The 26,045-nt window shown below is 29.4% G+C and carries 22 protein-coding genes and 1 pseudogene; 20 read left to right on the top strand and 3 right to left on the bottom strand.

The window, feature by feature from the left end; all coding sequences use genetic code 11:
• Positions 1-28: 28 nt before the first annotated feature.
• The 14 genes from B0A58_RS01675 to B0A58_RS01740 all read left to right on the top strand — a co-directional run bounded on the left by B0A58_RS01675 (position 29) and on the right by B0A58_RS01740 (position 16,885).
• The gene (locus B0A58_RS01675; protein ID WP_089079611.1) at positions 29-946 is read left to right on the top strand and encodes a class I SAM-dependent methyltransferase; all 918 of its coding nucleotides are present in this window, start codon (positions 29-31) and stop codon (positions 944-946) included.
• On the top strand, positions 933-2,300 hold the full coding sequence (locus B0A58_RS01680) for a lipopolysaccharide biosynthesis protein (protein ID WP_243389427.1): 1,368 nt from the start codon (positions 933-935) through the stop codon (positions 2,298-2,300). The genes B0A58_RS01675 and B0A58_RS01680 overlap by 14 nt, the downstream gene beginning before the upstream one ends.
• A 5-nt stretch (positions 2,301-2,305) precedes the next feature.
• Positions 2,306-3,532, top strand: a complete 1,227-nt coding sequence (locus B0A58_RS01685) for a glycosyltransferase family 4 protein (protein WP_089079612.1) — start codon at positions 2,306-2,308, stop codon at positions 3,530-3,532.
• Positions 3,525-4,754 (top strand): hypothetical protein, encoded by a 1,230-nt coding sequence (locus B0A58_RS01690; protein WP_089079613.1) that lies wholly within the window; start codon positions 3,525-3,527, stop codon positions 4,752-4,754. Before B0A58_RS01685 ends, B0A58_RS01690 begins: the two co-directional genes overlap by 8 nt.
• Before the next feature lie 169 nt (positions 4,755-4,923).
• Positions 4,924-6,102 carry a glycosyltransferase family 4 protein gene (locus tag B0A58_RS01695; protein ID WP_089079614.1) on the top strand — a complete coding sequence of 393 codons (1,179 nt, stop codon included), beginning with the start codon at positions 4,924-4,926 and terminating at the stop codon, positions 6,100-6,102.
• A gap of 6 nt (positions 6,103-6,108) precedes the next feature.
• On the top strand, positions 6,109-7,029 hold the full coding sequence (locus tag B0A58_RS01700) for a glycosyltransferase family 4 protein (protein ID WP_089079615.1): 921 nt from the start codon (positions 6,109-6,111) through the stop codon (positions 7,027-7,029).
• Positions 7,029-8,879 carry an asparagine synthase (glutamine-hydrolyzing) gene (gene asnB / locus B0A58_RS01705; RefSeq protein WP_089079616.1) on the top strand — a complete coding sequence of 617 codons (1,851 nt, stop codon included), beginning with the start codon at positions 7,029-7,031 and terminating at the stop codon, positions 8,877-8,879. Before B0A58_RS01700 ends, asnB begins: the two co-directional genes overlap by 1 nt.
• The gene (gene hisH / locus B0A58_RS01710; protein WP_089079617.1) at positions 8,876-9,484 is read left to right on the top strand and encodes an imidazole glycerol phosphate synthase subunit HisH; all 609 of its coding nucleotides are present in this window, start codon (positions 8,876-8,878) and stop codon (positions 9,482-9,484) included. Before asnB ends, hisH begins: the two co-directional genes overlap by 4 nt.
• Positions 9,485-9,487: 3 nt before the next feature.
• Positions 9,488-10,249: an AglZ/HisF2 family acetamidino modification protein gene (locus B0A58_RS01715; protein WP_089079618.1), complete on the top strand. Its 762-nt coding sequence runs from the start codon at positions 9,488-9,490 to the stop codon at positions 10,247-10,249.
• Positions 10,246-11,322: a DUF354 domain-containing protein gene (locus tag B0A58_RS01720; RefSeq protein WP_089079619.1), complete on the top strand. Its 1,077-nt coding sequence runs from the start codon at positions 10,246-10,248 to the stop codon at positions 11,320-11,322. The genes B0A58_RS01715 and B0A58_RS01720 overlap by 4 nt, the downstream gene beginning before the upstream one ends.
• 4 nt (positions 11,323-11,326) lie before the next feature.
• Positions 11,327-12,478 (top strand): N-acetyl sugar amidotransferase, encoded by a 1,152-nt coding sequence (locus B0A58_RS01725; protein ID WP_089079620.1) that lies wholly within the window; start codon positions 11,327-11,329, stop codon positions 12,476-12,478.
• A 98-nt stretch (positions 12,479-12,576) separates the two neighbouring features.
• On the top strand, positions 12,577-13,611 hold the full coding sequence (locus tag B0A58_RS01730; RefSeq protein WP_089079621.1) for a sugar transferase: 1,035 nt from the start codon (positions 12,577-12,579) through the stop codon (positions 13,609-13,611).
• A 73-nt stretch (positions 13,612-13,684) separates the two neighbouring features.
• Positions 13,685-14,485, top strand: coding sequence for a polysaccharide biosynthesis/export family protein (locus B0A58_RS01735; RefSeq protein ID WP_089079622.1), 801 nt, complete (start codon positions 13,685-13,687; stop codon positions 14,483-14,485).
• A gap of 9 nt (positions 14,486-14,494) precedes the next feature.
• On the top strand, positions 14,495-16,885 hold the full coding sequence (locus tag B0A58_RS01740) for a GumC family protein (protein WP_089079623.1): 2,391 nt from the start codon (positions 14,495-14,497) through the stop codon (positions 16,883-16,885).
• Between the two features lie 45 nt (positions 16,886-16,930).
• Here the strand turns inward: B0A58_RS01740 and B0A58_RS01745 are convergent, their stop codons facing one another.
• Entirely contained in the window at positions 16,931-18,559 is a 1,629-nt protein-coding gene (locus tag B0A58_RS01745; protein WP_089079624.1) for an acyl-CoA carboxylase subunit beta, read from the bottom strand.
• Positions 18,560-19,257: 698 nt separating this feature from the next.
• On the opposite strand from B0A58_RS01745, the pseudogene B0A58_RS01750 reads away from it, so the two are divergent.
• From B0A58_RS01750 to B0A58_RS01775, 6 genes and pseudogenes are all read left to right on the top strand, one after another.
• Positions 19,258-20,635 (top strand): annotated as a pseudogene (locus B0A58_RS01750) (RtcB family protein).
• 17 nt (positions 20,636-20,652) lie between these two features.
• A complete protein-coding gene (gene prfH / locus B0A58_RS01755; protein WP_089079625.1) occupies positions 20,653-21,336 on the top strand; it encodes a peptide chain release factor H in 684 nt (227 codons plus the stop codon).
• A 58-nt stretch (positions 21,337-21,394) separates the two neighbouring features.
• Positions 21,395-21,889 (top strand): tetratricopeptide repeat protein, encoded by a 495-nt coding sequence (locus tag B0A58_RS01760; protein ID WP_089079626.1) that lies wholly within the window; start codon positions 21,395-21,397, stop codon positions 21,887-21,889.
• Positions 21,890-21,961: 72 nt separating this feature from the next.
• Positions 21,962-22,432, top strand: a complete 471-nt coding sequence (locus B0A58_RS01765; protein WP_014083616.1) for an Lrp/AsnC family transcriptional regulator — start codon at positions 21,962-21,964, stop codon at positions 22,430-22,432.
• An 11-nt stretch (positions 22,433-22,443) separates the two neighbouring features.
• On the top strand, positions 22,444-23,211 hold the full coding sequence (locus B0A58_RS01770) for a cyclase family protein (protein WP_089079627.1): 768 nt from the start codon (positions 22,444-22,446) through the stop codon (positions 23,209-23,211).
• A 1-nt stretch (position 23,212) separates the two neighbouring features.
• Positions 23,213-23,569 carry an MmcQ/YjbR family DNA-binding protein gene (locus B0A58_RS01775; protein WP_089079628.1) on the top strand — a complete coding sequence of 119 codons (357 nt, stop codon included), beginning with the start codon at positions 23,213-23,215 and terminating at the stop codon, positions 23,567-23,569.
• 89 nt (positions 23,570-23,658) lie between these two features.
• On the opposite strand, the gene B0A58_RS01780 is transcribed toward B0A58_RS01775, so the two are convergent.
• Together B0A58_RS01780 and B0A58_RS01785 are read right to left on the bottom strand one after the other, a co-directional pair.
• Positions 23,659-24,279, bottom strand: coding sequence for a porin family protein (locus B0A58_RS01780; protein ID WP_165766274.1), 621 nt, complete (start codon positions 24,277-24,279; stop codon positions 23,659-23,661).
• 216 nt (positions 24,280-24,495) lie between these two features.
• Positions 24,496-25,830 carry an aminotransferase class III-fold pyridoxal phosphate-dependent enzyme gene (locus B0A58_RS01785; RefSeq protein WP_089079630.1) on the bottom strand — a complete coding sequence of 445 codons (1,335 nt, stop codon included), beginning with the start codon at positions 25,828-25,830 and terminating at the stop codon, positions 24,496-24,498.
• Positions 25,831-26,045: the final 215 nt, after the last annotated feature.

The raw sequence follows: 26,045 nt of genomic DNA on the forward strand, positions 1-26,045 counted from the left end.
AACATATCAAATAAAAAATAATTAAAAAATGGAAAACATAATATCTCCTCTTACAAAAATTTCTGAAGCTGTTTTTGAAAGAAGAATTAAAACAAAACAGTTAATTTCAGATTATAATAAAAGTTTTAACATAGATGTTTCGGATTACTTTACAAATTTAGATTATATTAGCATTTATAAATGTATAAATACAGGGTATCGTTTTTACTATCCATTCAATCTTTCTGGGGATAGTAAATTTTATGAACATTTTCAAAAATTTGATTGGTATTATATGCCATGGAAATGGGAACACGAGATAAGTAAAAATTATATTAATGATGGAGATAAATTATTGGAAGTAGGCTGTGGACAAGGTGCATTTTTAAAAAAAATTAATGAACTGTATTCATTGGATAAATCAATAGGATTAGAGTTAAACGAATCAAGTAAAAACGATTATGGAAAATTTCAAGTATTAAACGAAAGAATAGAAGATTATTCTGTAAATAATAAAGATTCTTTTGATGTGGTATGCTCGTATCAAGTATTGGAACATATTGCAGATGTAAATAGTTTTATTGCCTCAAAAATAGCTTGTTTGAAACCAAAAGGTAAAATGATCATTAGCGTTCCAAACAATGATTCGTATCTTAAAAACGATGATTTTAATTTGAATATGCCACCACACCACATGGGGCTTTGGACCGAAAATTCGTTAAAAAATTTATGTAATATTTTTCATTTAAAATTAATAAAAGTACATTTAGAAGAATTGCAAGAATATCATATACAAACCTATTTGGGTTCAGAATACAATTTAAGATATAAGAATAAATTAATTCAAAACATAGTAAGAAAGTTTCATGTGTTAGTTGGAGTTTATTCAAAAAAAGCAGAAAAAATAAAAAGTAATAGACTAAACATTATCGGACATACCATATTGTTAGTGTATGAAAAACAATAAAAATAATATGTTATTGAATTCCAAAAACAATATAAACAAGTTTGATTTTAATCTTTATAAAAATATTTTTTATTCCTTTGGAATAAAAGGTTTAAATATTTTTATTGGATTATTATTGGTTCCGCTTACACTGAATTATTTAGATAATTATAACTATGGGGTGTGGATCACGTTAAGCTCGTTAGTTGGTTGGTTCGGTTTTTTTGATATTGGTTTGGGACATGGTTTGAGAAACAAATTAACCGAAGCTTTAGCTAAAGAGGATATACAATTAGCTCAAAAATATGTAAGTACAACTTATGGAATTATAGGAATTATTATTGCTATATTAATCCTATTTTTTTTGTTATTTACATTTTTTGTAGATTGGAATATTTTATTGAATATAGATAAATCAAAAATTGCCAATATAGATTTAAAATATATTATTTTAATTACGTATTCTATTTTTTGTTTATCTTTCATGTTACGATTAATAACCGTAGTTTTAACAGCACATCATAAAACAGCAAAGGCGGCTAGTATTGATTTAATTGGAAAGCTATTTGTATTAATTATTATTTATATTCTTACAAAAACTTCGTTTTCTTCGTTGTTTTTATTTTCTTTTTTGTTTAGTGTTGTACCAGCCGTAATATTAGTTATGGCCAATTTTTATTTTTTTAATAAAAACTACCAACATTTAAAACCATCATTTAAAAAAATAGATTTTACATTATACAAAGATTTAATGTCTTTAGGACTCAAGTTTTTTTTCCTACAAATTTCAGCAATTTTAATTTTTGAAACCAATATTATTGTTATTGGTCAATTGTTTGGACAAGAGCAAGTTACGGTTTATAATTTAGGGTTCAAATACTTTAGTATTATATCTATGATTTCTGCAATTGTTTTGACACCTTATTGGAGTGCATTTACTGAAGCATGGGTAAAAAATGATAAGTTGTGGATTAAAAAATCAATAATTAAACTAAACATTGTATGGATATTATTGGTAATCCTTGCCTTATTAATGCTCTATTTTGATAGATTTGTATTTAAAATTTGGTTTGGTGAAAAGGTTTTCATATCCAAAAAAATATCAATTTTGATATGTATTTGGCTCATCATTATGGCTTGGAATGCTACGTATGTTAGTTTTTTTAATGGCATTGGCAAAGTTAGAGTTCAAATGTTGATAGGCATCTTTGCAGCTATAACAAATATTCCTTTGTCGGTATTTTTTGCAAAAATATATGGAATAGAAGGTATTTTATACTTCAATATATTGTTAAGTACACTAACTATATTTATTTATCCAATACAATATTATTATTTGATAAATGACAAAGCAAAAGGATTATTTAATAAATAAAAGTCATGACAAAAGTATTATGGTTTTCAAATACTCCTGCAAATGCTGATGAGTATTTTAACAACGAAATCAAACAAACAGGAGGCTGGTTAAAATCTTTAGATTTATTGATGCAAGACCATATAGATTTGCATATTGCATTTAAAACCCATTTATCTATAAACCCATTTGAATACAAGAAAACGACTTATTATCCAATTACTATTAAAAAATCACTATCAAAAAAGATATTAAACTTTTTTAATTTGCAGAAATATAATTATTTGGATCAATATCAAAAACTGATAATGGAAATAAATCCTGATGTAATACACATTCATGGAACAGAATCTGATTTTGGACTGATTTACAAATATACAGATAAGCCAATTGTGGTTTCAATACAAGGTAATTTGACGGTATATACGCATAAATTTTTTTCAGGATTGAGTAAAAATAAAATAAATACATATTTTATTAGAAAAAACTTTCCTTTTATTGATAATTTCATGTTTACATTCCGTAATATGAAGAACGAATCGAAAATTGAAAGTGAAATTTTGAAAAATTCAAAATATATTATCGGAAGAACTGATTGGGACAAAAATATAACTAAAGTTTTGAGCCCACAAAATACATATTTTCATAATGATGAAGTGTTGCGAGATGGATTTTATAAAAATGTTTGGGATTTAGATTGGGATAAAAACCAAAAAATTATCATACATACCACCACAGGCGATAGCCCATACAAAGGTTTTGAAACGATTTTGCAAGCAGCAAACTTACTATTAAAATTAAACATAGATTTTGAATGGAGATTAGCTGGATTAAATGAAAAATCATTAATTACCAAAGTAGTAAAATGTAACGTAGGAAATTATATTAAGTTATTAGGCAATTTAAATGAGAATGAACTCATACAAAATCTAAAATCGTCTCATATTTATGTAATGCCCTCACATATAGAAAATAGCCCAAATAGTTTATGCGAAGCAATGATTTTAGGAGTGCCTTGCATTAGTACGCACGTTGGAGGTACAGGCTCTATATTAAAAAATAAAAAAGAAGGTGTTTTAATACAAGATGGAGATCCGTGGATGTTGGCAGGGACTATTTTGGAATTTGTGCAACATTTTGAGCAAGCAAAAGAATATGGTAAACAAGCTCGAAAAACCGCTTTAATAAGGCATAATAAAGAAAAAATTTCAAATGATTTGAAATTAATTTATAATAAAATTGTTAATGAATAAAATTATTACTTTTTTCAAAGAAGATTTTTTAATAATATTACTTATAATATTAGCCTCTTCAAGTGCCATTTTTTTAAATGAAAAACTATTTCTTATAAGCGTTGTAATTTATATTTTAAGTTTGTTTTTTTTCCTAAAAAAAACTATAAACTTAAAGATTTATATTTTTTTGACATCTTGGATTGTGATAAACATTTTATCTTTTTTAGTATATAATCATGTAGAATCATTTAAAGCAATAACTTTTTTATCTGTAACCGCTCGTATATTACTACCATATTTTATAATTAGAATTATGGGTATTAATAGTTTTTTAAATAAATTTGAACGAATAATATATGTTTTAACATTAATATCGTTACCATTATTTACAATACAATTAATTAATCCTAATTTGTTTTTCGCATTATCGCCTTTGCTTTCTGCATTTTCATTAGAAGAGCAGCAGTTGGCAGGTGGTTGGTATGTAGGTTTTTTCATGTTTAGTGGTTGGGCTGCCGATAGAAATTGCGGTTTTATGTGGGAACCAGGAGCCTTTGCTTTTATGATTATTTTGGCAATGTTTATTCGTTTTTTCAAAAACAATTTCACTATTGATAAAAAAATAATAGTTTACGTTATCGCTATCATTACTACTTTATCAACTATGGGCTTTTTTGTACTTTTTTTGATGACATTAGCTTTTTTGTTGAAATTTAAAAGTGCACGAATAAACATGTTAATTATTGTAATTTTACCAATATTTATTATATTTTCTGTTTATTTTTATCTTAATTCTGATTTTTTAGCTGGAAAAATAAATGTTTATGTAGAAGTAGGTAGCGAAACATGGTATGAAGGTGTTGATAACCAGCAATTTAGATTATCAAGATTAGGAATTATAATATTTGCCTTTGAAGAGAGTTTGAAATGGCCTTTTGGTTGGGGCATTTTAGAAAATGTTCCTGGCATTTTAAAATACGGAAAGCCTGTAAGTGGACCAAATACTTATGCTGAATTATTATTAAAATGGGGTTGGGCAGGATTGATCATGTTTATATATATATTAAAAAAAACAATGTTTATTTTGTTTTATAATCAAAGAGTTATTGTTAAATATTTGATGACTTTTTCTATTTTAATGTCTGTTTTAACATATAATTTAGCTAATAATACTTTTTTACTAACCTTTATTTATATAGGCATATTATTTAATGAAAAATTAATATTAAAAAAGGAATAATGTTTATTATATACACAAGCTATGGCAATTTTGGAAAAGTTGTTTTAAACGAAATATGTAGTAACATTTATGAAATTGAATTCAAAACGGCATACAACAATAAGGCTTCCGATTGTACAATAGATAATGTTTTAAATATTAAATTTGGTTAATACAAATTAAGAAATTTATGAACGATAATAAAATAAATATACCAAATATTGTAATATATACAACATCTGATTTTCCAAACGGCGGTGCACCAGAAAATTTTGTTCGGCAAATGGTTGATGGTATATACGAAAACCAAATAGCTGTTTCGGTTGTTCGATTAAGAGGTCAATTATTTGGAGATACTGAGCATAAGGTAAAAGTAAGTAATTTTATAAATAAAAAATTTCCAGAAAATGAATTTTTAAAATTTGTAAATTTAATTTCACAAATTATTTATACTCCATTTTCAATATTAATTCAAAAAATAAAATATAAAAAAAACACAATCATTTTATATGGAGTTGAATATTTATATTTTACAATACCCTATTTGTTATTTTGTAAATTATTTAATATCCGTTTATATAGAATTGTTACAGATTATTACGAACCGCAATCGCTGACTCCAGTTTGGTGGAAAAAAATAAAATTAGTTTTTTATTATGGGCAATTCAAATTTATAGATCAATATTTTAATGGTGTTATTGTATTAAGTCATTATTTGAAAAAAATAATTCAAAAAAATAATGTAAAAAATGTTCTATTAATCAATCATTTTATAGATTTTTCTAGTTTTTATAGTTCTAGTTTTAAAAAAGTTCAAAATACTTTTGTCATTGGGTTTTGTGGAACTACAAATATACAAAATGGAACTTTTGATTTGATTGACGCTTTCGTGTTGTTACAAGAATTTCATCCAAACACCCAACTATTAATTATTGGCAACTTTTCTTCTGAATTAAAAAACAAGTTAAATCAATTACCAGATAGCATTAAAAACAAAATAACAGTTACAGGTTTCTTGGAAAAATCAGATGTACAACAAAATTTGCAAAAATGCGATATTTTAGTCAATCCAAGAATAGCAGGTGAATTTGCTGAGGCAGGATTTCCAACTAAATTAGGCGAATATTTTGCTATGAAAAAACCAATAGTTACCACTGTAACCGATGATTTTAAAATATATTTTGAAAACAAAAAACAAGTTGTATTTGCAAGTTCCAATAACCCAACTTCTATCAAAGATGGATTGGTGTTTTTTATAGAAAACCCTTTAGAGTCTAACAAAATTGCTAATGCGGGATACCAATGGGGGTATGAAAATTTAGATTATATTAAAAATAGTAAAAAACTGATTAATTTTATAAAAATGTAATAGTAAATGAGAGTATTAATTGTTTGTAGTGGCAATGCACAAGTTATTGCACCATTTATAGTTGAGCAAGTCAACGCATTAAAAAAATTAGACGTTGAAATAGAATATTTTTTGATAAAAGGCAAAGGGATATTAGGTTATATTAAAAATTATAAGGCATTATTGCAAAAAATAGCATCGTTTCAACCCAATATCATACACGCTCATTATGGATTTAGTGGATTATTAGCCATTTTTCAACGAAGAATTCCAGTTGTAGTTACATTTCATGGATGTGATATTCAAAAAAGAGGGGTTAATAATATAATATCAAATTTTGTTTTTTATTTAGCAAATAGTAGTATCTTTGTAAATAGTAAAATGCTAAATTTTGTTATATTTAAAAAAAAACACACTATTATTTCATGCGGGATTGATTTAGATGAATATCAATATATTTCTAAAGAAGAGGCTAGGATAAACTTGCGTTTTTCTGACAAAGAAAAATTAGTTTTATTCAGTTCAAGTTTTGATGAGCCGGTAAAAAATTACGACTTAGCCAAAAAAGCTGTAGAAAAATTGGAAAACATAAAATTATTAGAATTAAAAGGATATAAAAGAGAAGAAGTAATACAGTTGATGCATGCAGTAGATTGCTTATTAATAACCTCTATTCGAGAAACAGGTCCACAAGTTGTAAAGGAAGCTTTGATGTGTGGTTGTCCCATAATTTCAGTAGATGTTGGCGATGTAAAAAGTTTGATAGAGCAGGTAGCTGGATGTTTTATAGTACCGTATGATGAAAATATAATAGCCGAAAAAATAAGTTTGGTTTTTCAAAACAATAACCGAATAAAAGGTAGAGAAGTTATCATTGAAAAAGAATTATATAATAGTGTAATTGCCAAAAAAATAAAAGACATTTACACTCAAATACTAAATAAATAATGTGTGGAATTTCGGGAATAATCAATTTCAATAACCAAAAGGTTCAAGAGTTGGAACTGCTGTCTATGGTTCAAGCCATGAAACACAGAGGGCCAGACGATCAAGGTATATTTATTGATAATACGGTTGGTTTTGGATTTGTAAGATTAAGTATCATCGATTTGTCTAGTGCAGGACATCAGCCATTTCAAAGTGAAGACCAAAGATACACCATGGTATTTAATGGGGAAATATATAATTATGTAGAATTAAGAGAAGAACTTATACGAAATGGAACGGTTTTTAATACCAAAACCGATACAGAAGTTTTGTTAAAATCATATATCAAATGGGGAAAAGATTGCTTGCATAAGTTTAATGGTATGTGGGCTTTTGCTATATATGATAATCAAGAAAAAACAGTGTTTTTTGCAAGGGATAGATTTGGAGTAAAGCCTTTTTATTATTATTCAGATGAGAATAATTTTTATTTTGCCTCAGAAATTCCATCTATATTAGCAGTATTAAAAGCAAAACCAAAAGCAAACGAACAGGCAATATTTGATTATTTAGTTTTTAATAAAACAGAACATAACAGTCAAACCTTTTTTGAGGGTATAGAAAAAATATCGCACGGTCATTGTTTGTTTGTTGATTTGAAAAAACAAAAAAATACGATTGCACCTGAAAAATGGTATGATTTAAGGGAAAATGTTAAAAAAAGCACAGGTTTTTCTTCACCTAATGAATTTAAAGATGTATTTGTAGAGGCTGTAAAACTAAGATTACGAAGTGATGTGCCGGTTGGAGTATGTTTAAGTGGTGGCTTGGACTCTTCTTCAATTGTGTCGGTTATAATTGATCATTTAAACGTAGCAAACTTAAATACTTTTTCGGCGGTTTTTGATGATAATTTTTCTGGCGATGAATCAAAATTTATATTAGAATATGCAGATAAACCAGGCCAAAGGCATTATATAACCCCTACTGCCGAAACTTTGTATGACGATCTTGATGATTTTATAACTTGCCATACAGAGCCAATTCCGTCAACATCACCTTATGCACAATACAAAGTGATGCAAAAGGCACAAAATAATGTAGTTGTTACTATTGATGGTCAGGGTGCAGACGAACATTTGGCGGGTTACCATTACATTTTTGGGTTTTATTTTAAAGATTTATTAATCAATTTAAAATGGTACACTTTGTTGAAAGAAATGTACTATTACTTGAAAATACATAAATCCACTTTTGGGCTTAAAACGTTTTTGTTTTTTTTACTTCCTAAAAATATTCGAACCAAAACAAAAGTGAATGATTTAGGTTATTTTAATGTTAAATTTGTTAATGATTATTTAAAAAAATCAAGTATTTCTGATAATTTGTATGGTTCCAAAAGTTTAAAAGATTCATTATTAAATCATTTTGAATACAAACTCGAACATTTATTAAAATGGGGTGATAGAAATTCAATGCATTTTTCAATAGAATCAAGAGTTCCATTTTTGGATTATAAGCTGGTTGAAAAATCGTTGGCTACAAAATCGAATGAAATAATAAAAAACGGAATGACTAAAAGCATTTTACGTAAATCGATGAAAGGTATTTTACCCGAAGTTATAAGAAACAGAGTAGATAAAATCGGTTTTGAAACCCCTCAAGATGAATGGTTTAGAGAAATAAAATGGCAAAACAAAATAAATAATATAATAACAAGTGAATCTTTTGGTAACAGAGGAATTTTTGATCAAAAAAATGTGGTTAAAAAATATAAAAAGCACATTAGTAGAGAAATAAATATTTCAAATGAAATTTGGAAATGGGTACATTTAGAATTATGGTTTAGAAAATATATAGATGAGTTATGATAGGAATTATAGACTATAATATGGGCAATTCAGGTTCGGTAAAAAGAAAATTTGATAGATTACAATCAAATAGTTTTGTTTCAAATAATATTGCCGAGTTGAGTAAAGCAGATAAATTGGTAATGCCTGGTGTAGGACATTTTGGTAATGCAATTGAACAAATCAAAAAGCTAAATCTTTGGGATTTTATAAACGAATCTGTTTTAATTAAAAAAAAACCAATTTTAGGTATTTGTTTAGGGATGCAAATAATGGCCAAAACTAGTGAAGAAGGGAACGAAGAAGGCTTTGGATGGTTTGATGCTAATGTCATAAAATTTAAAGTTTCTGATACTTTTCAGTTTAAAATTCCTCACATAGGTTGGAATGAAACATTTATTCAAAAAAAATCAAAATTATTTGATAATATTTCAAATAATGATTTTTATTTTGTACATAGTTATCATATAGAATGTAATGACAAACAAGATATATTAACGACTACAAATTATGATTATGAGTTTGTCTCTGCCATTGAAAAGGATAATATTTTTGGATGTCAATTTCATCCAGAAAAAAGTCATTCACAAGGAGATCAATTGTTTAAAAATTTTATACAATTATAGTACATGTACAAACCAAGAGTTATTCCAGTTTTATTATTAAAAGATTACGGACTGGTAAAATCTATTAATTTTAAAAAACATCGCTATATAGGAGACCCTATAAATGCTGTGAAAATATTTAATGATTTAAAAGCAGACGAGTTAGTCTTTTTAGATATTAATGCTACAAAAGATAATAAAATAATTGATTTAGATTTTGTAAAAAAAGTAGGAGAAGAGGCCAATATGCCATTTTCTGTTGGTGGCGGAATCAAAACTTTAGATAACATAGAAAGTATATTAAAGATTGGTGTTGAAAAATGTATAATTGGGACTTTTGCTATCGAAAACCCTAATTTTATAAAAGATGCGTCTGATAGATTCGGATCATCTACAATTGGAGTTTGCATAGACGTGAAAAAAGACTTTTTTGGAAGAGAATACGTCTATTATAGAAATGGTTCAAAAAAAGCAAATTTAGCTATCGAAGATTTTGCAAAACTAATGCAAGAAAAAGGAGCCGGAGAGTTAATCATTCAATCTATAGATAATGACGGTACAAAACGAGGATATAATTTGGAACTGATAGACAAAATATCAAAATTAGTATCTATTCCTATAGTTGCACTTGGGGGGGCTAAAAATATTGATAGTATGCAAGAGTTACATAAAAAAACAGTTGTAAATGGTTTTGCAGCTGGAAGTATGTTTGTATATCATGGAAATAGAGATGGAATATTGATAAACTATCCTGATAAGGAAGAGTTGAAAAAATTATTTTTATGAAAATTTTAGTTGCTTTAAATCACCCGGCACATTATTATGTGTTTAAGTTTACGGTGAAAGAATTAATCGCATTAGGGTATGATGTTAAATATGTTATTAAAGAGAAAGATATATTAGAGCATTTACTTAAAAGTGAGGGCGTAGAGTATATAAAAATTAATGAAAAGAAAAATAGAAAGAGAAATGCTTTTTCTATTATTTACAATGGAATATTTGAATTAGGTAAACAAAATATTAACTTAGGTAAAGTAGTATATCAATGGAAACCCAATTTAATGATAGGGACTGATATATCGATTACCTATATTGGCAAACTATTCTCCATACCCTCATTTGTTTTTAATGAAGATGATTTTGAAATTAATAAAATGTTTTGCAAGGCAGCATATCCATTTGCTACACGTATAATCGCACCTAATATTTGTTCTGTTGGAAAATTTGATTATAAAAAAATAGGGTATAATGGTATTCAAAAAATGGCCTATTTGCATCCAAATAATTTTACGCCTGATTATGACGTAATTAAAGAGTATGTAGATGCAGATAAGCCTTATTTTTTAATTCGTTTAGTTAGTTTAACGGCTGGACATGACATTGAAGGTTTGCATACTGGGCTTAATGAACATTTAATAGATGAAATTATCAAACTTTTAGAGCCTTATGGAAATATAATTATTAGCGGTGAAGATAAAATAAATGATAAATACAAAAAATATAATTTAAATTTACCACCAAATAAAATGCATCATCTTATTGCTTTTGCAGATTTATTTATAGGCGATAGTCAAACGATGTGTGCAGAGGCAGGATTATTAGGAACACCTTTTTTGAGATTCAATGATTTTGTTGGCAAAATAGCCTATTTGAATGAAATTGAAAATGAATACAAACTAGGATTTGGTATCAAAACAAACAAACCAAATGAATTAATTGATCAAATCAAAGAATTAATTAAAGAAAGTGACAAAAAGAAAAAATATAAAGAAAAAAAAGAAAAATTATTTTTAGATAAAATAAATGTTTCAAGTTTTTATACAAATCTAATAGATGATTTTTTAAAGTTAAAAGAATAAGAAAATGCAAAATTTTAAATACCAAGCCGATAAAATTTGTTCAAGGTGTATAATGGATGACACTGTAGAAGGAATAACATTTAACGAAAAAGGTGAATGCACATTTTGTGAAATTCATGATGAATTAGAAATGCAGTTTGCATTAAACGATCTTTCAAAAAAAGAGTTAGAAAAAATAGTGGCTAAAATCAAACAAGATGGCAAAGGGAAGCCTTATGATTGTATAGTTGGAGTAAGCGGAGGTAGAGATAGTACTTATACCTTATATGAAACTGTAAAATTAGGATTACGTCCTTTGGCGGTACATTTTGACAATGGTTGGAATACAGAGCATGCCGTAAATAATATAAAGAATGTTTGCAAAAAATTAAATGTTGATTTATACACTCATGTGGCTGTTTGGGAAGAGTTTAAAGATTTGCAAAGAGCTTTTCTTGAAGCATCAGTACCCGACGCAGAAGTTCCTACAGATTGGGTAATATTTTCTGTTTTATTTAAAGAAGCCGCTAAAGAAAATTTAAAGTATATTATTCATGGACACTCCTTTAGAACCGAAGGAACTACACCAATTTCATGGACCTATATGGATGGAAGATATGTAAATGATATCCATAAAAAATTTGGAAAACTAAAAATTAAAAGTTTTCCAATTATGAACATGTCAGATTATTTGTATTATTCATTTATAAGAAAAATAAAACAAGTACGTTTGCTGTATTATTTACCTTATGATGAACAAGAAGTTTTAAAATCTTTGACAAGTGAAGTAGATTGGCACAATTATGGTGGCAAACATCATGAATCGAAATATACTGGTTTTTTTCAATCTTATATTTTAACAAGAAAATTCAATATAGATAAAAGAAAACTCCATTATTCTGCTCTTTTAAGAAATGGACAAATAACTCGAAATGAAGCTTTATTAATTGTTAAAAAAGACCCTTTTACTGAAGGAATTGAAACAATAAATTATTGTCAGAAAAAACTAGGTTACTCTGCTGAGGAGTTCGATAGCATCATGAAATCTCCAGTAAAATCTTATAAAGATTATAATTCATATTTTAATATTATAAAAAAATTGAAAAAACCTATTTTTTGGGCAACCAAATTAGGTATAGTTCCAGATACAGTTTATAGAAAATTTTTTAAATTTTAAAAATATTTCATTAAATTTAAGTATATTAAATGCTATAATATTAGTTTTTATTATTATTTAACCATTAAAATTAAGTCATAAGTTAAAATATCTTGTCAATGCCAAAAGAATATCTACTTAATAAAAATATAGGTAAGGAAGGGTTAGATTTTGTCAATCAATTTTGTTCTCTAGAAAAGGCAATTGTTTTGGCTACTCAAAATATTTTTAATATTGAAAGCATTGAAAGCAAACAAGTTGCAATTATTAATATAGAACGTATTAATGATATAAAAAAACTAAATAGTTTTTTAAAAAAGGTAAATAAAAAACTTAAGAATGACGGCGTTTATGTGGGTTGTGCAGAAACCTATATGGTAAGAAAAAATAGGTTGATGAAAAAATTCCCTAAACCTTTAAACCATATTTATTATTTTTTCGATTTCTTAATAACAAGAGTGCTTCCAAAAATATGGTTTACAAGTAGAGTCTATTTTTATTTATCAGGCGGCAAAGGTAGAGTGCTTTCAAAAACTGAGGTTTTGGGTAGGTTAGTGTATTGTGGTTTTGGAATAGCAGAAGTTAAGCAAATTAATAATTTGTTGTATTTTGCAGTAAAAAAAGTAAATGAACCTCAACATGATGCACATAAACCTAAGTACGGCTTTTTTATTAAATTGCCACGAATAGGAAAAGATAGTAAAATTATAAAAGTATATAAATTAAGAACTATGCATGCTTATTCTGAGTATATTCAGAAATATGTTTTTGAACAAAACAATTTGGCCGAAGGAGGAAAGCTTAAAAACGATTTTAGAATTCCAACTTATGGAGAAAAATTAAGAAAATACTGGATAGATGAGTTGCCTATGCTCATTAACTTATTGAAGGGCGAAATGAAAATCATTGGTGTTAGGCCATTAAGTGCACATTATTTGAGTTTGTATAATCCAGAATTAGTAGCATTAAGAACTCAAACAAAACCTGGACTGTTGCCCCCATTTTATGCCGATTCGCCTAAAACTTTAGATGAAATTATGGATTCTGAAAAAAAATACTTGCTTCAATACCTGAAAAGCCCTTTTAAAACAGATGTTAAATATTTTTTTAAAATTCTACATACCATTTTCATTAAAGGTAAGCGAAGTTCCTAACAAAAAAAATAGCTTACATTTTTATTATCTATAAAAATCACTTACTTTTGCAAAAAAAAATTAAATATATAAAATGATTATTACAAAACAACACTTTACCAATAAAATTGGTTTGAAATTCTTGTGTTTTTTGTTTTTAGGAATGATGGCATCTTCATGTACTTCTTCTAAAGACATTATCTTATTGCAAGATGTGCATCAAAATACTAGCAATACTATTCAAAAAAGCTATATAAACACGATTCAACCTGATGATAATTTAGCTATTTTCGTGTCTTCGTCAGATAATGTTGGCGTACAATCTTTTAATATGCCTGTAAGTGCTATTAATGTTGCTTCGGGTACCGTTTCGGGGATTCCAAAGCAAATCACATATTTAGTAAAACAAGATGGTTCTATTGAGTTTCCTGTTTTGGGTAAAATTCAGGTTTCTGGATTAACCATGCTTGAATTAACAGAAATGTTAAAAAATAAATTAAAAACTTATCTAAATAATCCTATTGTAAATATTGAATTGCAAAATTTTAAAGTAACGGTACTAGGTGAGGTAAACAAACCAGGTGTGTATCCTGTAAACCAAGAAAGAATAACCATTTTTGAAGCTTTAGGTTTGGCTGGAGATTTGAATATTACGGCTATTAGAAAAAATGTGTTGGTGATAAGAGAAATCAACAAAGAACAAAAATATTTTAATGTTGATTTGACATCCAAAAATATTTTTGAGTCAGATGTTTATTATTTGAAAAAAAATGATGTTGTGATTGTTGCTCCCAATAATGCAAAAATTAAATCAGCATCTTATAACGCCAATACACCCGTTTTAATATCATTGGCTTCTGTAGTACTTTCGTTAATTATAATTTTAACAAAATAATTCCTCAAAATGTCAGATTACAAAGATTTATTTATTGATAATGATCAGCATCATAATAATAATGACAATATCGATTTTAAAGAAAACTTAGAAAAATATTTAGCACATTATAAATGGTTTTTATTAAGTATTTTTTTATGTTTAATTTCGGGAATTGTTTTTATCAAATATGCCAAACCCGTTTATCAATCTACAGCTACCATTTTACTAAAAAAAGACAAGTCGGGTGGTCCTTTGAATGAAATTTCGATGTTACAAGATTTAGGAGTGGGGGCAGGTAATAATTTTGTTGAAGACGAAATTCAAATTATTAAATCTATTCCTATAATAAGTAATGTTGTTGGTAAATTAAACTTAAATATTAAATGTTATAAAAAAACGAGTATTACACACAAAGTTATTGAGGTATATAGCAAAAGTTTACCATTTTATATTGTTCATAAAAAACTGGATAGTAGTAGGGTAATAAATTCTGAAATTAAAATCAAATTTACAGATAAAAATCAATTTACTGTAAGTTCTGATAGTGTAAGTAATCAAAAATACCGTTTAGGGCAAACCATTAAAATTGGAGCCGATGAACTGATTTTTGTACCCAAAGCAGATTATAACAAATTGGTTACAAAGGATGTAGTGGAAGCAATGGAGTATAACATCATGGTAATTCCGTTTGATATTGCTGTGGATAATTATCGAAATGACATTCAAGTAAACCAAATCAGCAAAACATCTAATGCAGTTGAGTTAAGTTTAAAATCGGAAATACAAGCTCAAGGGCGTGATATTTTGAATGTTTTAGTCCAAGAATATATTGCCAATGGAATTGTAGATAAAAATCAGGTTGCTCTAAAAACAGCCGAATTTATCAATAAAAGAATTGTGGTTTTAGATGATGAATTGAATGTATTAGAAAAAAATGTTGAAAATTTTAAAAAACAAAATAACCTTACAGATATAGTGTCTGAAGCCAAGATTTTTGTAGAAGGCCATGCCGAAATAGAAACTAAAATTCAAAATAATAATATTCAATTGGGGTTAATCAAATACATGCAAAATTATTTGAGTAAAACAAAAGAAGATTTAATTCCTACAAATATCGGACTTTCGGACTTGACGTTAGCAAAAAATATTGAAATGTATAATGAGTTATTACTCAAAAAAAGGATGTTTGCTAAAAGTGTTACAGCTCAAAATCCAGAATGGATTAATTTAGCAAATTCTGTTGTAAGTTTACGCAAAAATATTATAGATGCTCTAGAAAATCAAAGAAAATCTTTTGAAATAACAAGCAGTAATTTGCAATCGCAGAATACAAAAATCAATTCAAAAATTAGTGATATTCCTGTTCAAGAAAGAAAATTTAGAGAAATTTACAGACCTCAACAAACAAAAGAAGCATTATTCTTGTTTTTATTGCAAAAAAGAGAAGAAGCTACTATAACATCTGTATCAACTTTGCCTTCGGCCAAAATTATTAATAAAGCCAACGGTTTATTTGAACCTATTTTTCCAAAAAAATCCTTAATTCTGGGAGTGTTTTTATTCATTGGAATTTTAATCCCTTTTCTGATAATTTTTATAGGACAATTGTTGGATACCAAAATACATAATATTGGACAGCTAGAAAAATTGACTTCTGTTCCAATCATTGGAAATGTTGCAAAAGGAACAAATAAAACCCGAAGTATTGTTGAGAAAAATGACCGAACCAATATAGGTGAATCTTTACGTCATTTGATCGCTAATTTGAATTTTGTAACCAGTAATGCTAAAAATTCAACCATATTAGTAACTTCTACTATGAGTGGTGAAGGTAAATCGTTTGTGGCAGCAAATTTAGCTACTTATTTGGCTCACTCTGGTTATAAAGTAGTTTTGTTAGGTTTAGATTTACGTGCTCCTAAACTTTATGAGTATTTCAATATAGATAAAGCTAAAGGTATAACGCATTTTATTACAGATAAAAATTTAACAGTTAAAGATATTATCAACCCTATTCGTGAAGTTCCTAATTTGGATTTGATTGACTCTGGTTTTATTATTCCTAATTTTAATGAAATTATTCAAACTACTCGACTGACCGATCTTGTTGAAGAACTCAAAAAAACCTATGATTATGTCATTTTTGATACAGCACCTGTTGGTTTGGTATCAGATACTTTGCATTTGAATAATTTGGCTGATTTATGTCTTTTTGTAGTAAGGGCTAATTATTTAGATAAACGGATGTTGTTTGTAGTAGAAAAAATAAAAACGGACAAACGATTTAAGAAAATTAATTTAATTTTGAATGATGTAGATTTTACTTCAAACAAATATGGTTATGGCTACGGTTATGGCTTAGAAGAAAATGATACCTCTTGGTTTTCAAAAATTTTCAAAATATTTAAAAGAAAATAAAAAAAAAAGGCTGTCCTACATAAGTTTTGGACAGCCTTTTTTTAATCATACTTGGATTATTCCTAAATTAAATTTTTTCTCAATCGGTGCATGATTGGCAGCTTCTATTCCCATCGATATCCATGTTCGAGTGTCTGTAGGATTGATAATGGCATCTGTCCACAATCGTGCGGCTGCATAATAAGGCGATATTTGAGCATCATATTTGGCTTTTATGGCTTCAAATAGTTCTTTTTCTTTGATTTCATCAACCATTTCCCCCTTTGCTTTCAAGGCCGAAGCTTCAATTTGCATCAATACTTTGGCGGCTTGGGTACCTCCCATTACAGCGAGTTCGGCACTTGGCCAAGCAACAATTAGCCTTGGGTCGTATGCTTTGCCGCACATAGCATAATTTCCGGCTCCATAGGAATTACCAATGATAACCGTAAATTTTGGAACAACCGAATTAGCAACTGCATTTACCATTTTGGCGCCATCTTTTATTATTCCTCCATGTTCTGATTTTGATCCAACCATAAATCCTGTTACATCTTGCAAAAATACCAATGGTATTTTCTTTTGATTACAATTTGCTATAAAGCGTGTTGCTTTGTCGGCACTATCAGAATAAATAACTCCTCCAAGCTGCATTTCTCCTTTTTTCGATTTTACAACTTTTCGTTGATTGGCAACAATCCCGACAGCCCAACCCTCTATTCTAGCATATCCCGTTACTATAGTTTGTCCATATCCTGCTTTATATTCGTCAAACTCCGAATTATCAATTAGTCTATTTATGATTTCCATCATATCATAAGGCTCATTTCTGGACTTGGGCAATACTCCAAATAGTGCTTCTTCCAATAATTTTGGTTTTTGTGCTTTGATTCTGTTAAAACCTGCCACTTCAAATTGTCCCATTTTTCCCATCATGCGTTTGATTCTATCCAAAGCATCTTTATCATTAAGTGCCTTATAATCTGTTACGCCCGATATTTCGCAGTGGGTTGTTGCTCCACCAAGTGTTTCATTATCAATATTTTCGCCAATAGCGGCTTTTACTAAATAGCTTCCTGCTAAAAAAATACTCCCCGTTTGATCTACTATCATGGCTTCGTCAGACATTATTGGCAAGTAGGCACCGCCAGCCACACAACTGCCCATTACGGCTGCAATTTGAGTAATACCCATGCTACTCATTATAGCATTGTTTCTAAAAATTCTTCCAAAATGCTCCTTGTCTGGAAAAATTTCATCTTGCAAAGGCAAATATACCCCTGCAGAATCTACTAAATAAATGATGGGCAATTTGTTTTCAATGGCTATTTCTTGGGCCCTTAAATTTTTTTTTCCGGTAATAGGAAACCATGCACCAGCTTTTACAGTTGCATCATTGGCCACTACAACACATTGAACACCAGAAACATAACCAATTTTTACTACAACACCACCCGAAGGACAACCACCATGTTCGGCATACATACCGTCGCCTGCAAAAGCACCTATTTCGATATTGTTGGCTTTTTCATCTAACAAATAATCGAGTCGTTCTCGTGCCGTCATTTTACCTTCGGCATGTAATTTTGCTATCCGTTTTTCGCCACCACCTAACTGAACTTTTGCAAATCGTTTTCTAAGTTCTGATACTAAAAGTTTGTTATGGTCTTCATTTATATTAAAATGTTCATTCATAATTGCTAATTTGATATTTTCTAATGGCTAAAGTACATTTTTTTTTCTAATAATTGAAATTATATTCGTTTAAATTTTGAAAAAAACAATATAATAATCAAAACACCAATCCTTACTTCTTTATTTTTTAACAAAAAATTATAATATAATATTTTTTTATAATTATAAAATATACTAAAAATTATACATTTTACATTTATTTTAATTTTTTTATAAAAAATATGTTTTTTTATTTGGAAATGTAAATTTTAATTACATAAATTTGCACCGTTAAAAAAAAATAATACTAACCTTTAATAAAGCGAAGAGATGTTTAATTATACTACTCCTACATTCAGTACCTTATCAACAGTTGTTGGTTTGTGTCATCTTCGTGGTTTTTCTTTTAGATAGCGTTTTAATTATATATAGAAAAAATCCCGAAGTAAAGTTTAAATTCGGGCTTTTTTGTTTATTCTAGACACTTCAAAATATTATCCCGAAACCTTGTACTAGCTCCATTTTTTTGGATTGTAGCTTATAATTGTTTAAAAATTACAATTATTACCTTATATCTTTTTTTATTTAAAATCATATCTTTTTTTAAATAATGAAAGTGTTATTCAGCTTTTTATGAAAAAAAATAAAAAGTTATATTTCAATTTTATTATACATAAAATCGAATTAATATCTTGACAATCAAGATAGTATATATAATCATGGGAAATAAAATATCTGGAAAAGACTTAATAAAATTAGGTTTTCCAAAAAATAATGCAATAAATATTGCCTTGGGGCAAATTAATAGATATAGAAAAAGAGAAAAAAAAGAACCTATTTTGAATGAGGCAAAAGAGGTTTTGTTGTCGCCAGAAAAGTTTAAAAATCATGGTACTTGGGGTAAAGTTGCCGAAGGATTGGTTAATCCTGTATCAATAAGAATGCACCAGTTGCATAATACACGAGCACCTTTTACCATTTTTGGAGAAAATGACATCGATGCTCAAGCAAAGTTTCAATTGTATGACGCATTAAAATTGCCCATATCGGTTGCAGGAGCGCTTATGCCCGATGCACATTCGGGTTATGGATTGCCAATAGGTGGTGTTTTAGCAACTAATAATGCCGTAATTCCTTATGGCGTTGGGGTTGATATTGGATGTCGGATGAGTTTGTCTGTTTATGATTTGCCAGCTTCTTTTCTGAAAGGCAAAGACCATCAACTGCAAGCCATTTTGAAGAATCATACCAAATTTGGCATGACCGAAGTGCATCAAAATAAAGCTGATCATGCCATTTTTAGCCATCACGGATTTCAAGATGTGCCGTTGCTGAAAAGTTTATTGACTAAAGCATACAAACAACTTGGTACTTCTGGTTGTGGAATTTGGCATTGTAGATTTACAAAATCCGCTTTCAGAATGGCATTTAGCCCCTGGCAGTTATTTGGCGGTTTTATCGCACAGTGGTTCGAGAGGACTTGGAGCCAATATTGCCAAACATTATACCTATTTAGCTACAAAACAATGTCCGTTACCCAAGCATGTTCAACATTTAGCATGGTTGGATTTGAACACACACGATGGACAAGAATACTGGTTGGCAATGAATTTGGCTGGCGATTATGCAAAAGCCTGCCATGACGATATTCATAGACGCATAGCTAAAGCATTGGGCAGAAGAATTGCATTGACCATAGAAAACCACCACAATTTTGCTTGGAAAGAAACTGTTAATAATCAAGAGTGTATTGTGCACAGAAAAGGGGCAACACCGGCGAGTTTGGGCGAGCTTGGCATTATTCCTGGTTCCATGACAGCACCAGGGTTTATTGTAAGAGGTAAAGGCAATTTGGAAAGTTTACAGTCGGCTTCACATGGTGCCGGAAGGCTTTATTCGAGGTCCAAATGCAAGTCTATTTTTACTCAAAGTGCAATTAAAAAAGAGTTGCAAAAATTTGATGTACAGCTCATTGGAGGAAATATAGACGAAGCTCCAATGGCATACAAAAACATACAGCAAGTGATGAAAAACCAAGAGGAATTAGTTGAAATCATAGGAACGTTTACGCCAAAAATTGTAAGAATGGATGAATAGTTTAAAAAAAAAAGATAATGGAAAAAATAATACAAATTACCTCGGGAAGAGGGCCAGCCGAATGTGAGTGGGTGGTTGCACAAGTACTCAAAAAAATGCTAGAAGAAGCAGCAATTTATGGTATAAAACACAATATGCTATACAGAGAACCTGGAGCAGAAAATGGTACTGTGGCCACGGCATTGATCAAATTAGAAGGACCAGAAGCAACTCGTTTTGTTGCTTCTTGGCTCGGCACAATTCTATGGATAGGAAAAAGTGCTTATAGAAAATTTCATAAAAGAAATAATTGGTATGTCGGAATTTTTGAAGTTCAAAGCAATCCAGAAGACCATTTTCAGGAATCGGATATTCGATACCAAGCCATTCGCAGTTCGGGTGCTGGAGGGCAGCACGTAAATAAAGTAAGTTCGGCCATTAGAGCTACGCATATTCCAACAGGCTTATCTGTTTTGGCTATGGATTCTCGATCGCAACATCAAAATAAAAAGTGGGCTACGAGTAGATTGCTTGAAAAATTAGCCGAAAAAGCTGATCAAAAAATCAAACAACAAATGCAACATACTTGGCTCAATCAAACACAAATTGAAAGAGGCAACCCTATTCGTACATTTGAAGGAAGTGATTTTAAACACAATAAAAAGGTTAAAAGTTTCAAGCCCGAAAGGCAAAAAGCTAAGCTAGAATTAAAAAAATATTGATATGAAATGTAACTGTTAGTTTACAATTATATAATCTATCATTATAAAAAATATAAAAATGAAAAATGTAGATAAATATTTATTTCAAGCCATGGACAACTACCCATATTGGCTTGAAGGCACCATAGAATCGTTAGATTATGCCTTGTCTTATGACGAAAATAGCACTATGGCCTTGTGTTTAGCAGGAAGGATTCAAGCTGAACAATTATTGAACTATGAACAAGCAAAATGTTATTTTCAAAAAGCATTGTCAATAAATATTCATGCTTTAGAAGTCTATCCACATTTTATCCAAACATTACTTTGGAATGATGATTTGGACGAGGCAAAAAAATTAATTGCATTTGCTTTGACAGTAAAAGGAGTTTCTAAAATAGACATTTTGCTAAAAAAAATACAATTATTAGAACTACAATTCAAGATCAAAAAAGCACTAAAAATCATTTTAGAAATAAAAAGGCTCACAACTAATAATGATTATCAATCGACTATTGAAGAGACAGAAAAAAGATTGAAAGATAAATTAAAGTCTATTAAAAAGAGCAATTAATTTTTTTATTTTTGTTTGTTTTTTTAAATTTTAAAAACAAATTAGCTAATTTTGCTTTCAAATTGAAATCTAATGAAAACAAATGCCTTGCAAATTGAAATTGACGGAATAGACAAAGAAATTTTGCGTGAACTGATGGAAGATGCTCGAAAACCAATTTTGCAAATTGCAAATAAAATAGGCATTTCTGGAGCTGCTATTCATCAAAGATTACGAAAATTAGAACAATCTAATGTTATTGCGGGTTCAAAACTTTTAATAAATCCCAAAGTTTTAGGTTACAATACAATGGCTTTTATTGGTGTATATTTGGATAAAGCATCTCGTAATGCCGATACTATAAAAGAGTTGAAAAATATTCCAGAAGTGTTAGAATGTCATTATACTACTGGAAACTGGTCTGTTTTAGTGAAAATTATTTGTAATGATAATGAACATTTAATGCGGTTATTAAACACAAAAATTCAAGCAATTGATGGTGTATCTCGAACAGAAACTTTTATTTCGCTAGACCAACAAATTAACCGTCAAATTCAATTATAATTTTATAAAATATGAAAGCTATTATCAACAATATTCATCAAATAGATCTAAATAAACCTATTGATATTTCGATACCTTTATCAAATACTGATGATAATCCTATTGCGTGGTACCTTTCAAAACCAACTATACAACCCGTTCAAATGGACAATTGGACGGGTAGTGTAGCTGCTGGTAGCAGTACTAACTTTAACAATATTTCTTTTAATCCTCATGCACACGGTACACATACTGAATGTATTGGTCATCTTACAAATGAATTTTATAGTGTCAATAAAACGCTTGATTGTTTTTTTTTCTTGGCAAAATTAATTACAGTAATGCCAGAAAAAATAAATGATGATTATCAAATAGGACTTAGTCAAATAGAACCGTTATTACATGATAATGCTGTTTGTAAAGCGTTAATTATAAGGACATTACCGAACAAACCCGCTAAAAAAAGCAGGAAATATTCCAATACGAATCCACCATATATTACAAAAGAAGCTGCATTATTTATAAAAAAACAAGGTGTTAAGCATTTGTTAGTTGATTTACCAAGCCTTGACAAGGAAAAAGACGATGGACAACTAGAAGCACACAAAGCTTTTTGGAACATCAAAACTGTAAATCCTATCAATCAAGATGCACGTTTTGAGGCCACTATAACGGAAATGATTTTTGCAAAGAATGATATTGAAGATGGCTTTTATTATTTGAATTTACAAATTGCTCCTTTTGAAAACGATGCAACTCCATCAAAACCTATATTATATAAAATAGAAAATTTTTTATAAGATGAATATTCAAGATTTATATGACTTTTGCGAGGCTAAAAAAGGAGTAACACAGCATTTTCCATTTGATCAAGACACACTTGTTTTTAAAGTTGGGGGCAAAATATTTTGTTTAACGTCATTAGATTCATGGGAAAAAGCAACACCATCTATCAATCTAAAATGCGATCCAGAAAAAGCCATGGAGCTTCGAGCCAATCATCAAGGTATCAAACCAGGTTACCACATGAATAAAAAACATTGGAATACCGTAATGGTAAATCAAGAGGTTTCAAACCAACTTTTGATTACACTAATCGATCATTCCTATCAGTTGGTTTTTGATAGTTTGCCACAAAAAATAAAAAAGGAGCTATAAGTTGTTGCCTAAATATATTTGGTATAAAATGAATAGTAAAAAAAAGCCTCAAACATTTTTGAGGCTTTATATTTGAAATGTGATAAAAATTAAAATTTGTAAGCAGCATTTATTGAAAATACTCTGTGTTTGTTAGAATCTGAACCAGTTTGTTTGTTTTTTTCAATTTCTGATAATCCCAAGCCATAACGTACTCCAATAGCAATATTTTCTGTTACATCATAGCCAGCACCAATATTTAATGTAAAATCAACTCCTTTTGTAGAACTTTTAACATCTGTAGTTGTGTTATTTACAGTTTGTTTTGATGTAAGTAAAATACCTAATTGTGGTCCTGCCTCTAGGCTAAATTTGTCTGCTACAAAATATCTTGCCATAACTGGAATAGTAAGATAATCTGTTTTTAATTTTGAATTGTAGGATACAGTCGAAAAACCAGGTATTGAATAACTATAAGTATAGGAAACCCCTTGCATGGAAAACAATAATTCTGGTTGTACATAAAATTTATCTGCAACATTTAAGGTTAAAAAACCACCAAAATTAGCACCTGCTATGGCTTTCCCATCGAAATCACCTGTTATTGATGCTATATTTAAACCTGCTTTTACACCATAAGCCAGACTTTCGTTTGAACTTGATTTTTTACTTTGTGCATTGGCAATATTCATTACTGCTAATCCTACTAACGATAAAATTATTTTTTTCATTTGTTTGTAATTGTTTAAATTATTGGGAACAAATTTATAAAAAATATAATACATTACATTTTTTATATGATAGATAATTACATTCTATTTATTATTATACTAAATAGATCTTAATAATATTTGTAAATCAAGTAGTTACATTTATTATATTAAAAAATGTTTTAAATTTATTTTTAAATAAACGGTACTTTTACAGTTGTTTTTGGTTAAAAACCCTTAAATCATATTTTCATCTGCAATTTTCAAGGCTTCGGAGATGATTGCTAAACCTTCATCAATTTCGGCCTCGGTGATAATTAATGGTGGCGCAATAAAAATGTATCCCCAACGCACAAAGGTATAAAGGCCAAGTTCTCTCAATTTGGCACCCACTTTGTTCATCACTTCCATTTCAGTTGCGTTGGCATTAAACGGTGCCATTAGTTCATAAGGTGCGTGACTTTTTACCACTTCCAAACAACCCAAAAGTCCCTTGTTTCTGAATTTGCCAATAGAAGGGTGTTGTGCTCTCATTTCGTCAATGCGGCGTTCCATATAGGCACCCATTGTAACGGCATTTTCAATTAAATGATCGGTTTCATAAATGTTTACGTTTGCCAAAGCAGCTGCCAAAGCCACCGGATGCGAGTTGTAAGTCAATCCCAACCAAAGCGGATTGGTTTCGTATTGGGCTGCAATTTTATCTGAAACCATCAAACAACCCAAAGGTAAATAAGAGGAAGTCAGCCCTTTTGCCATACAAATCATGTCGGGAATGATGTCGTGGTGCTGAAAACCAAACCATTTTCCGGTGCGTCCAAATCCGCTCATTACTTCATCGGCAATGAATAAAATTCCGTGTTTTTCACACATTTCTTTGATGCCTTTCAAATAGCCTTTTGGATAATGCAAACAGCCTGATGAACCGCTTTCGCCTTCAAAAACAAAGGCTGCAATGGTATGTGGGCCTTCATAACGAATGATTCTTTCCACGGCATCCAAGCTCCATTTGAGTTTGGTAGCCTCGTCTTGATCGCTCAAACCATAGAAATCATAAGGGTCGTCAAGGTGAAAAATATTGGTGGCTTGTTGGGCATCGGCAAATATTTTTCGAGGGTCGCCCCCCAAAGTCATACTCGCCGAAGAATTTCCGTGAAACCCTCTGTAACGGCCAAATATTTTGTGTCGCCCTGTATAAAGTCGGGCTAATTTGATGGCATTTTCAATAGAAGAAGCCCCGCAAAGTGTAAAAAAAGCTTTGTTCAAATCGCCAGGGCAAATTTCAGCTAGTTTTTTGGCTAGTTTGGCTCTGATTTCGGTTGTGCAGGAAGGGGTAACATAACTCACTTTTTGCATTTGTTCTACCACCGCATCGGTAATTCGTTGGTCGCCATGACCAATGTTTACCGACATCAATCCACTCGAAAAGTCGATGATTTTTTTGCCGCCTACTTCATATAAATACACTCCTTCGGCTCTCTCTACAGCTATCGGATTTACAGGTTTTTGGGCCACCCAAGTAAATAAACTATATTGTTTACTGTCGTCAATAATTTGTTGTTTGTCTAACATTTTTTTGTAAAATGGTGTTGTGTAGTTAAAAAAAATAAATTCAATAAATAGGTTAAATAAATCAAATATAATTATTAAAACTGAAGTTTAAATAAATTTTTCACATCAATTAATAAAAAACATTGAATATTTATAAACCACAAAATTACTATTTTTTTAATTTAAAACGCAACACATTTTATTTTTTTTAAATTATACCAAATATATTTATAATA

Source organism: Flavobacterium branchiophilum NBRC 15030 = ATCC 35035 (assembly GCF_002217205.1).
GTDB lineage: Bacteria > Bacteroidota > Bacteroidia > Flavobacteriales > Flavobacteriaceae > Flavobacterium > Flavobacterium branchiophilum.